Origin of the sequence: Thalassotalea sp. G20_0 (assembly GCF_017744175.1) — a bacterium.
Taxonomy (GTDB): Bacteria; Pseudomonadota; Gammaproteobacteria; order Pseudomonadales; family Endozoicomonadaceae; genus Endozoicomonas.
Window position 1 is genome coordinate 134,803 of sequence record NZ_JAGHQV010000004.1, and the last position, 11,531, is coordinate 146,333.

At 49.7% G+C, this 11,531-nt stretch carries 5 protein-coding genes; 1 reads left to right on the forward strand and 4 read right to left on the reverse strand.

All coding sequences use genetic code 11. The annotated features are described in order from the left end of the window. Positions 1–16: 16 nt before the first annotated feature. The 4 genes from J7438_RS28185 to J7438_RS03555 form a co-directional block, all read right to left on the reverse strand. The gene (locus J7438_RS28185; protein ID WP_353620090.1) at positions 17–484 is read right to left on the reverse strand and encodes a pilin; all 468 of its coding nucleotides are present in this window, start codon (positions 482–484) and stop codon (positions 17–19) included. Positions 485–1,100: 616 nt separating this feature from the next. Then, positions 1,101–2,138: an imelysin family protein gene (locus tag J7438_RS03545; protein ID WP_209275472.1), complete on the reverse strand. Its 1,038-nt coding sequence runs from the start codon at positions 2,136–2,138 to the stop codon at positions 1,101–1,103. A gap of 35 nt (positions 2,139–2,173) precedes the next feature. Continuing rightward, positions 2,174–3,211: a CNNM domain-containing protein gene (locus J7438_RS03550; RefSeq protein WP_209275473.1), complete on the reverse strand. Its 1,038-nt coding sequence runs from the start codon at positions 3,209–3,211 to the stop codon at positions 2,174–2,176. 178 nt (positions 3,212–3,389) lie between these two features. After that, the gene (locus J7438_RS03555; protein ID WP_209275474.1) at positions 3,390–4,046 is read right to left on the reverse strand and encodes a hypothetical protein; all 657 of its coding nucleotides are present in this window, start codon (positions 4,044–4,046) and stop codon (positions 3,390–3,392) included. A 96-nt stretch (positions 4,047–4,142) separates the two neighbouring features. Here J7438_RS03555 and J7438_RS03560 point away from each other — a divergent pair, with 96 nt between their 5' ends. Then, positions 4,143–11,504, forward strand: coding sequence for a transglutaminase domain-containing protein (locus J7438_RS03560; protein ID WP_209275475.1), 7,362 nt, complete (start codon positions 4,143–4,145; stop codon positions 11,502–11,504). Positions 11,505–11,531 lie beyond the last annotated feature (27 nt).

Consider the following 11,531-nt stretch of genomic DNA (forward strand, 5'->3'; position numbering starts at 1 on the left):
ATTAACCATTTTCGCCTTAACCACCCTGCTGTTGACCACCCTGCTGTTGACCACCCTGCTGTTGAGCAGCCGCATCTTGGCAGCCATCAATAAAGTTACCACAATTTGAACCATTAACGCCCTCAATTGCCCACTGCATAACACCACCGACTGTGTTCGGTGTTAAAGTAACGTTGTCATTATTACCATCACCGGTGAAATCACCAGCATCTACAGTGATAACACCATTTGCTACGGCAGTTACCTGGCCAGCAACAACAGGGATCCCTTCGTTTCCTGCATCACAGGCATTCAGTACACCACTATTTGTCTGAGAACAAATTGCAATAGCTGTTCGATAGGCAGCGGCTTCTGCAATAGCAGAAGTGGCAGTCGCACCTCTTGTGTAGTTCTGATACTGCGGAATAGCCACAGCCGCCAAAATACCAATGATCGCCACAACGATCATCAATTCGATCAGCGTAAAACCCTGTTGTTTTTTCACTTTTTCTGTCCCCCGGGAACATCATTTATAGTTTTTTTAGCATGCATCTTCATACAAGACATGCGTCTTTTAACCACCCTACCCTGGGTACATCGTCCTTTCTCAGTGTGTATTCCGCTAAAAGCTTATGGTTATCATCTGTATAGCTACGCAGAACACGAAAAAAGTAACATGGTTTGATATGTGTCACAATACTAAAACCAGAGATTTGCTAAGCGTGGCTTTTGTAGATCGCTCCCCTTGCGAGCCGACACCTGCTCCAACCCCCAAACTCCGTTTGTCCTGAGTGGAGCCGAAGGGCGTAAGCTCCATGCCCTGAATAAAGACCAATGGCACTGACTTAAGAGTGAAAGCTTTGCCATACGCAGGCTTTAAGGCACCCTACGATTTGAACCACAAAGCACACAAAGAGCACAAAGGAAAAGAAAAGCTCTTCTTAGTGCTCTTTGTGTACTTTGTGGTTCCAATTCAAACCTCTCAACCTGTATCAATCCCCATGTTTACGGGGCTTTTAAGCTTAAGTCAGTGCCATTGGAATAAAGACTGTGCCAATCACCCTTCGACTCCGCTCAGGGTGAACGGAGATTGTACACATCAAACTCATCGAATTGATGCACTAATCCCCATCACTCGAATTAAAACCCAAAGGCACCTGAAGCCTGCCCGCCGTTGTGACAATCTGCTGGCTAAGTGCGTTAATTTGCTCTTTCAGCTGGTAAAGCTCTTCAATTCTTCCCTGTTCAATCGCAGTGGTGAAATCATAAGGCAGGTGTTGCATGGCTAATAAGAGACGATCCAGCACCTCAACAATGCCTTGCCACAACTCAGCCTGTTCCTGATTAACGGATTGTTCAATGGCCAGGGCAACCAGCGAATCAGCAGTTGCAAGCACCGTCCGGATATTTTCCAGCGACTGTTGGCTGCGCCAGGATTCCGCCAGAAAAAGGTTGGTGCGATGTTTCCCCAGGGGCAGGGCCAGCTCTTTTTTCAGCCGTGAAGTCTGGGCATCCAGGCTGTTCAGCACCCAGCCATTCAGGCCCAGGGCATGTTGGCCCCGCTCCATTGCCATTAACTTGAGGGAGTAGTTACCGGACTTTTCCCAGTTCTGCTGCAACTCCATGCTATTGGCAAACAGAGCTTCCGTGTTTTCCATCAGAAACTGGCAATACTCGGTTTTCTTCAGGGCCAGGGCATCATTGGCCCGGGAATCAAAGAGCAGGTATTCGGAAGCGGAAAGCCCCTGGAGAATAACGCTGTCTGACAATAATGGCACAGGGGCTGCACTTTTGAGCCGTGCTTCAACTTTGCGGCCGGTCAGATTTTTCTTATCTGGCCAGAACTGAAAACGCCAGCCTTCCATATTCTCTTCCAGCATCAGTTGGCTCACCGCTTCCGCTGACTGCCAGCTTAACATGGTCGTACGCCACTGTTGCTGGAGGAGCCCGAAGTTTTTGTTATCCGGATTAAGGCAGAACTCCGAGGCAAGGTTTCTCAGGTTCGATGCCTCAGAAACCAGACTGGTATAACGTGGCTGGATCTGGTCTTCCAGCAAGACGGTCATGGGCGAACGGGATAAATCCGGTGTTTCTGGGAAAAACTGATCGCACCCGCTCAAGCCCACCGACAGCATGATCAGTTTCAGGTATTTGTTCATAAGTTATGAACTGCCCGCTCTAAGGAAGAAGGCTGTCAGGAAGCGGTTGCCGTCAGGCGATGCGCCCACTTGGTTTTTGCTGCCAGCTGCATATCCACCACTTCGTCACTTTCATCGACGATTTCGCGGCCAAGCAGTGTTTCAATCATGTCTTCCAGTGTCACGATACCACGGATATCGCCATATTCGGTGACCACCATGGCGATATGGCTGCGTTTTTCCAGGAACGTTGCCATCAGTTTTGGCAGCGGTTCTCTTTCCAGCACGGCAATAATCGGACGTTTCAGGCTTTCCAGTCTGGTACTGCCGCCTTCCCGAAGGTGGGAAAGCAAAATGTCATTTCTCATGACAAAGCCGTTGATATCGTCCGGGTCTTCACCGTACACAGGGATACGAGAGAAGCTGGAACCGGTGAACTCCTTCATATAAGCATCAGTGGTGGTAGATTCTGGCAATGAAAACAGCACTGAGCGAGGCGTCATGATTTCCACAATCTGGAGATCACGAAACTTCAGCATGTTTTTCATCAGCTCAGACTCGACACCCTGAAGTGCACCAACCTGAAAGCCAAGGTCGGCCATCGCCTGAATTTCATCACGCAGAAAGGGGTTAGTTTTGTCTTTTGGACTCAGCTTACTGGTCAGTAACTCGGTGATCCAGATAATGGGCAGTAGCAGCTTAACCATAAAGCGCACACCAACAGCCATGACCGGAACCAGGGATTGCCACCAGGACGCACCAATGGTTTTTGGAATAATTTCAGACAGCACCAGGATCAGTAAGGTCAGCACCGCAGAAAAAACACCAACAGCGGCATCACCAAAGACTTTCGCTGCCTGGGCACCCGCACTTGCCGCACCAATGGTATGAGCAATGGTATTCAGGGTGAGAATAGCGGCCAGCGGGCGGTCAATATGATCGTGCAGCTCACGGACAATCTTTGCCCATTTGCTGTTTTTCTGCTCAAGACTAACCACATAGGCCGGGGAAATACTGAGTAGGACGGCTTCAAACACCGAACAAATAAAGGACACCGCAATAGCGATGACAACATACGCAACAAGCGTAACCACGCATGGCTCCAAAGGTAGTCAAGGGAATGCTATTCTAGCCTGAGAATTTAATCTTTGGCGATAGAAATTTCCGAATATTACATTGAGCCGAAATTCCGGTTGCTCGCTACCGGGGTGCTACATCTGCATACATATTAAGGTACCACGATCTGTAAGTGTTGAAATTTGCGGGATTCGCTCACTCACCACCGCATCCACCACCATCACCGCCACCGCCATCGCAGCCAAAGTCACCACCACCATAACTGCTATCGCAGTATCCGCCGTGACTACCCATGAGAACTGCAGGATAATATGTGTCTGTATATGTGACATGCGGTGAGTCTGAGTCTGAGTCGGAGTCGGGACGGGGGAAACGGATTATCGTGTCTGGTTGCCTGGTGACCATTCTGGAATTAATGGAAGTGTTTTGATGATTTTGGGTATCGTCCTGACCTTTGCAACAAAAGGCAAGGAAGGTCGCCGCTGTTGCAGTGCCGACAACTGCTCCTCCGGCCGCACCCACTACGATACCACAAACTACTGCCTCGCCAGTTGTTAATGTCGCAATTTCAACGCCAAGGCCGGCGAACAAACCGCCAACTCCACCAAAGAATGCACCCATCCCGGCTGAACATGGCCAGCACTCCCGGCAGTCGGGGCGAAGTAACGTGTAATCAAGACAAGATCGCATCGAGTCCATAATATTCTCCTTAATCAGTTTTCTTTGCTGGTAGTTCAGACAGTTTTTTTTCCTGAAAAGTTTCAACAACGGTTTTTCAGGTGTGCATAAGTTGTTAGCCAGTAATTTAAGGCGTGTTCTACCTGCTTTGGTCAGCCAATGGGCGGTGATCAATGGATGGTGACGTAAAGATACGGAACATTCTTGCGAAATTGTGGTCAGAACTTATGGATCATTTGGCCAACTTCTGACTGGGGAAGACTTACGAATATGAATGCTTTCGAAAGAATTTCCGGTTTATTCCCTGGTGGAATCTTACCCTCCAGTCCTCCGGCTGTTGGCGATCAATCATCAAGTGAAGAGTTACCTGATGAATATACTCCATTTCTTCAGAAGTCACCGGAAGATGATACCTCTTCCGGTTTACCAGGCAGTGAAAGACGGCCAATTCATAGCTTTGATATTGCCGCAACGAAAAAAAAGAGAGCTGATACCGCCAACCCGGTGAAGTTTGACTGTGTCATCATGCCGCCTGATGATCACGTAGATGTACTTTTGGACAGGCTGTCTACCTTTGAGTACCAACGTGCACAAAATGGAGAGGTCGGTGCTGAGATTCACCTGATACAAAGTTTTGAAGATTTGTCCAGGGACAACCTGCGCCAGCGTATTCATCTGGAAGTTGGTGGCAAATGCCAGCGTTCACCGGGCAAGCTATTTGACAACAGTCGTCCGATCCGGTTGGTGGTTGATTTACAGAAGATGCACCCCAGCGATACCGTGGCACTCAATGACCTGCTTGACCCGGAAAGCCCTGCGTTAAATAAAATCAGATTAGGCAGTCATGTCGAGATACTGGTCCTGGTGCAAAAAAAACAGCTTCATACCGGTAATACCTTTTCATTGGGAGCCGATACCTGTCGGCGCATAAACCGGGTAGACAATACCTGGGATTATCAGAAAAAGCTGGCATCCCTCACCAGCGTTCCTGAAGCACACCCTTCTATTCTTGATATCTCTCCCTGCGCCCCGGATGAAAATAACCCGTCACATGAAAATGAAAAGTGCTCCATTAATTTGTGTCACGGCAGTGTTCCCTGGCGGCCAACACTGCTCGGGAGCTACGGTGTGAAGGCAGATCATGGATTCGGCTGGGAGGCGGGAGTCATTGAGAGAGAGGTACCAAAAAAACTGTGGATAACCGATGCCCCCGAAGAGGATCCGGCATTTACCCAGGCTCTGCGTAATATAAAAATCACGCGGGAAATCGAAGTGCAGGGCGAAAAACTGTCACTGCCTGAAGAGATGTTCTTCCGGGTCAGACAATCCGGGGGGGAAGACAGGTCCCGGCTCCTTGGCAGTATCAGGCTTGCTGCTAATATCCCTGATGGTCCGCTCATCACCATCAATTCCGCTAATGTGAAAAGCTGGCTGAGCACCGTGGGGATTAACGACAAAGGAGAGAGTTGCGAGCACCACCCTCTGGAAGAAGCCATTCAGGCAGGAGGGTCAATAGTGGTGACCTCTTCATTGCAGGAGGCGCAGTGGACACAATTACTCCATCGGCTCACAACGCTGATGGAAGCTAAAGAAACGAAAGTCCCGCTGACATTGCTCGAAACCAGGCAACCCGACTCTTTATTTCCTGCCAGGCCTGACAGTTCGCCTCAATTAGCTGGTGAAGCATTTGAGCAAATGATCCGGATCCTGCGCAGTGAGGATCACGAAGGTCTGGTGAATGATCTGTTCAACAGGCACCCGGAGGCTGAGATTGTCCGTGTCAATCCTGAAACGACCCTGACACAGCTGGTTAACAACCCACATATAACCTCTGAAGCCAGATATCAATACGGATTCCGCTGGTCCGGCCTGATGAAGGCTTTGCAGTCAAATAAACCGGTTATCTTGTGTGGCCTGGAGCAAAATCCCAGGTTGCAGCTTGAGCTGGAAACCCTGCTTTTGAAACCGGGCCACTTCTTTGTCAACGGCAGTAAAGAGCAGATACCGGCGGATTCCAGAATTTACCTGGTATGGCCTGAAGGTGTCAGAACGGAATCGCTGGTATGGCACAGTGCTATTGCCCGGGAAGTTGCCGTGACTCCGCCGGTTCCTGAACACTCCCAAGCCTGGAATGAGCTGAAAGAGGGGCTGGAAAAACTGCACAGTGCGTTAAGGACGCTGCCGGAAAGGTTTGCCACTATTAATTGGCCAGCGTTATCGGATGCCCTGGTGCAATCGGTACTCGACGAAGCCAATGCCATCGTCACGGAGGAAGGCGGCACCGAAGCACTTCCTGTCCACTACCGCAAAGCCATTGCCACATTGGTGACACATGTCGCCAGGAAAGAAAAACAAGTCAGAGCGTTCGCAAAGTCAATTACCCGGCAAATATGGCCCGACCACAATGGCTATTGGGTGGATATTGATAAACTGACCGCTGTTCTTGGGGATGGTCACCTGATCAACAGTGCCTATATTACCAGCAACGGATGGGAGCTGGTTGATATGTTCGGAGAGGGATTTTTCTCACACCCTGAGCCAATGGCGCTTGATTATAACCAGCCTGGCCACAGGAAAACACTGATCGCGCTTCTATGTCGCCACGCCCCCAAAGTTTACCAGCGAGCGCTGAAAAAAAGGCTTGGGTGTGATGATGAGCTCTTGAATACACTGCCTGAGGCGACTTACCGCTCATCCGTAATTACCCGGATTCTGAACAATGCCCTTTACGCCGGCTGGGATTTTCGGAAGCAACAGAGTAGTCCGGTTCAGACGCGACTGGACAACCTCTCCACCAGTATTCTGAGAATCCAGCAGAATGCCTCCGCAAACCAGCAGCGAAATTTGATCCGCAGCCTGCTGGAACGGCAATTTATTAATGCCAGTGATGATGATCCGTCAGTGCTGGAGCAAATACTCTCAAAACGCATATCCCAGCACAGCAGGGGCCTCAGGAGACTGGCCCGACTGAAGCGACGAATCCGTGGCAATAAATTGATCACCCTTGAGGGCACCACCGGTACGGGCAAAAGCTATCTCGCCCATCAGGCGGCAAAATCGTCAGGTCCCACGTTTACCCTGACGATTGGCCCCGGCGCAGAAGAGAGCCATCTCCTCAAGCGGTGGGTCTGGCAACATCAGGGTGATGACCGTGGGATGACAGAGCAGGCGGGAATTATCCTGAAATGGGCCAGAACAGAGCCCGGACCTGGTGAGATGGTGACCCTGGTGGTGGATGAGGCAAATCTTGCCGCCAACCTTCTGGATAACGTGCTGGCCGGTATCTGGTCGGCAAATCCCCATATATTCTGTGGTTCCGAAAGAGTGGATATTTCACCCCAACACCGGGTTGTGTTCACCTGTAATCCCGGTGCCTACTCCGGTCGCAGTGAGCAAACGGTCCTGCAGGATCGGGGTATAAGGGTTCACTATCCCGCTTTAAGCCCGGAGTTCCTGAAAGAACAGGTGGTCTTGCCGACACTGAACAGAATATTTCATGGGACCTCTTTGACAGGGCTTGATGACGCTGCGGCCCGGCAGACTGCCGACACGGTGATGGAGCTGCAAAAGCAACTGAAACTGCTGCTGCCGGACCGGGTCTTCAGCCCCCGGGATCTCACCGATGTCTGTGGCTGGATGGCCTGTCAGCTCCATTACACTGCCAGGCGTGTCACGCAAACCCGGCTTGATGATATGGTCTGGAACGGGTTTAACAGTGTCATCGCTCACTCACTGAATAAGCAGACTCAAGCGTCTTACCAGATTTTAAAGCTGTGGTTTGAGCACCGCTATGAGGCCCGCAAACTGCCAACCACCGTGACAGGATACGACCTGCGTCTTGATCAGCTTTACGAAAAATTCTGTCACTACGTTAACCGGGCAAAACCTGAATTTGATACATCATCACAGTCCGTTAAATCATTAATGCAGACGCTGGCCCAGGATCTTGATCGTCTCCGTCTTGAGCATGAAAGTGGTGTTCGCCATTCAGGGCGCAGGGCGACACTGGTTGAAGGCCCCGCCGGCAGAGGCAAGGACGCAACATTGAAGTTGCTGCTGGATATGTGGGATGACAGTGATGAAACGAGCAGGCCCACCGACGTTCGTTATTTCAATGCCGGAGACTGTGACTGGGCTGAACTGAAGCAAGCCATCAGGGAAGCCCAGCAGGAAGGTACGGTTCTGGTGGTTTCAGAATTGAACATGATCAGCAGTGCCGACCTTGAAGGTGAGCTCAATGATGTACTGACCGAGCCTTGCACGCCCGGCTTCCACCTTTTTGCCACCACCAACCCACCGGAATACAGCGGGCGCAGCGCATTTTCACCGGCACTTAATGATCGTTTCCGGATTATCAGAATCGATGATTACAATGAGCAGGAGCTGGGCAAGATTGCCCGGCAATTATTACCCCCGGAAAACCCGGATCAAACCGCTGAGCATATTGCCGCCCTGCATTGTTACGTTTACCAACGGTTAAAAAAATCCGGGCAGGCGCTGTTCCCGGTTTGCCGTGATCTGCAAAATCTTGCGGCAGCAGTCACGCCTCAATCGGATTTAATCGCATTATTCTGTCAGCATTACTTCCTCTATATGGAAGCCGGAAAAATCTCCAAAGAGGAGGTTGCTGGTTTCCTTCGGGATTCAACGCCAGAGCAACCAGCACCTGTCGATGGCCATCGTTACGATCACGGGTTATGCCGCTGGCTTTTTCAAACCATTCCCGACCTGGACAGACCAATATTTATCCAGCGCTCAACATCCGGTGGTTTTGGTGTTACGCCGACGCGGGAACTCGTTATTGATGAGAAACTGTCGGATAGCGATGCCAGGGCAGAAATTATCAAGCGGGCTGCCCAGTGGTTATGGCGGCAAGAGACCGGCCTGCCAGATGATCTGGAAGTAGGTGGTGATAATCAGAGCAGGGCGCTCTATGTTATGCAGCAGCGACAGTGGTTTCGTGCACGCATAAAAGGCAGCGACGTTCTCCCTTCGGAGGTATTTAAGCTCAGTGGCTGGGAGTCTGGTCCTGCCGAGTCGCAGGTTTCAGCCGGGCACATGGATGCTCTGAGGTACCTGAATGGGTACCGACACATTTTTTCAGAAAGAGAGATCTGGGAACGCTTATTGCGCGGGGACCTGCAAGTGGACATCGACAAGCCAGTGTCAGTCTGGGAGGCTTATCTGAAGCCTGCCTGTCTGCCGGTTGCGGTGGTTTGCTGTCTTCCCGTTCTTGCCATTGCACAGTGTTTGCCTTACTTGAGTCGAACAGCTGGCGAGAAACTTGATGGTAATGTTTCGTCTCTTCTTAGAGAGCAGCCCCGGCAACGTGGGGTTAGGAGATATAGTGGGGGTGGCTACCAATCCATAGAAACCAGAGCGGTCATTGGATGTTTCGGGTCTGAATCCGGGCCCATAAGGAAGGAAAGGACATTCTACGGTCAGGACATCAGGAGTTATCGGTTAAATTTCATTGATTATAAAGTGACCGATAATGGCAATATTTACAGGAACAAATGGAAACCCGAAAAGAGAGATTTAATCAGGGTCTTTCCTGAGGCAATGAATCCACCATCGGCAAATAATAATGTTCGACTGCATCCGGGAGAAACTTATGGGTGTCACACGATCAAAGTCGGACCAAACCATAAATTATTTCCTCTGCCCAGCAGATTCCCCAGGGAGGAGATAACGGAACTTCGAACGGAGCCGGTGCGGGCTCACCAGGTATTCCTGGATAACTATACTGGCCAGCACTGGATTCAGTTTTCAGGTTTAATAAATCGCAGTATTCATGTTCACTATAAACTGAGCAAAAAATTTAGTGGCGCTGGTCTGCTTGAAAAAGCTGATGTTAATAAAGTGCATGATACTCAACCAGTAGACACTCAGAAACAAGACAAATGCTGTTGCCTCCCGGGAGAACTGTTCAAACCCCATGGTCATAATCAGCGTGATGACCTGATCTCCTCCCCACAGGGCAACCATTGTCCGGAACCGATCAGGCATCGCGTCGATGTCCTGTTCAATACGGTGCGGGCAGCTGCACAAGCCCCCATAACAATGCTGACCGATAATCAGCAGTTGGTACTGGATATTATCAACGCAACGGATGATCAGGGGCGAATTGCCGCAGCAGTGGAATATTGTCGTCAGTTTGACACTCAAAGTAACCTTGAGATCAAAGATGATTTGGCACAGACTCTTCTCTCTGAGGCTGTTGGCTCTTGCAGGCACCGTGCACCTGTTTTCAAGTTTATTCTGCAATATTTTGGTATCACCTGCCGTATTGTTATAAGTGAGATCCATGACTGGGCAGAAGTCTGGAATGGCCATGATTGGGAAACCTATGATTTGGGAGGTGCTTATTCGGAAGAGGATACTCATGGCCACAACCCTTACTTTCCAAAAATTGATGTTCATGATTTCGCAGCGCGGGAGACTGACAAGAACTCCCTTACTGCTTTAGCCCCCGAGGTAATAGGGCATTTCAAAAAAGCCAATCTGGAAGGCTTTAGTCAGGGATGTGAGCGCTTGTCAACCTGCAAACAATATGGCAGCTCCTTCATCGAAGAACAAAGCCTGGTTGAAGAGTCATTATTGGCTGGCTTGAATCAAATGGCTGAGTCGGGTTCAGATGACTGCAGGCAGGTTTTGGAACATATTGATCATTGTCAAAATCAACTTGATGCACCGTCTCGCGACCATCATCCTCCGAGGAAAATGTGGGGTTTCCTTGAATCAGTACTGACTAATCACTTGAAGCACTGTATTGAAAAAAAAGTGACCAATATCGGATGGTGTTCTGTTTTGGCTGCCTTTATTGTCCAAAAAAAGTGGATTGAACCTAAAGTAGTACAACCATTTAATCTCTTTCTAAATCTCAAACAATGGCGCTGGATCGAAGCAAATGTCCCATCGTTGGGAATGCTTGCCAACCAGAATATTGAAAATTGGTATAACCTCTGGAAACACAATGAACGCCCTTTCATTTTCTCGAGTCGTTATAACGAACAGCTCAACGAGATGGTGACAGAGATAGATGAAGACACCATGCCCACCGGGTGCTCGGAAACCTTTGAAACGTTGCTGGGCGCTTCAGCCAAAATTGAGCAGTGGACTGATCAGCCAGAAGATGGAATACCCGATATCAGTCGCCTTCTCCATGGAATCCCTGCCTACAGAAAAGTGACCTCAAGCCAGTCCCAGGTGGGTAAGCCACTCTTCCTTATGACCAATGGCTTTATCGATACCCGTAACCAGCCGGAAGAGACTCAAACCCGTTTTGCACACTATCTTTACAAGCGTGCCCAATCTTTGAAGGCACCCATGAGCATTGGTCTGGCCGGAAGAGAGGGTTTTCGTTTCAGACCGTTCCATGTGTTTAAACCAACAAGCACGGTTCACGTTAAAAATCTGCTACTCAACTATGATAAGGTCTTTACTCCAGATAAGCACTGTTGTGCTGAAAACGTCTCTGGATTTGTCGCCAAACAGAAAGACAATGTTGCAATGTTGGAAAACACCAGAATCAAAAAAATGATGGATAGCGAGGATCTGGTGGTTATCAGGTCAGAAGATGTGCAGAAGATTTATGATGAATATTTCGAAAGCCTGGGGGTGCAAAGCTGAAGTGGGTGGGCGCTGTTCAGCCAACTC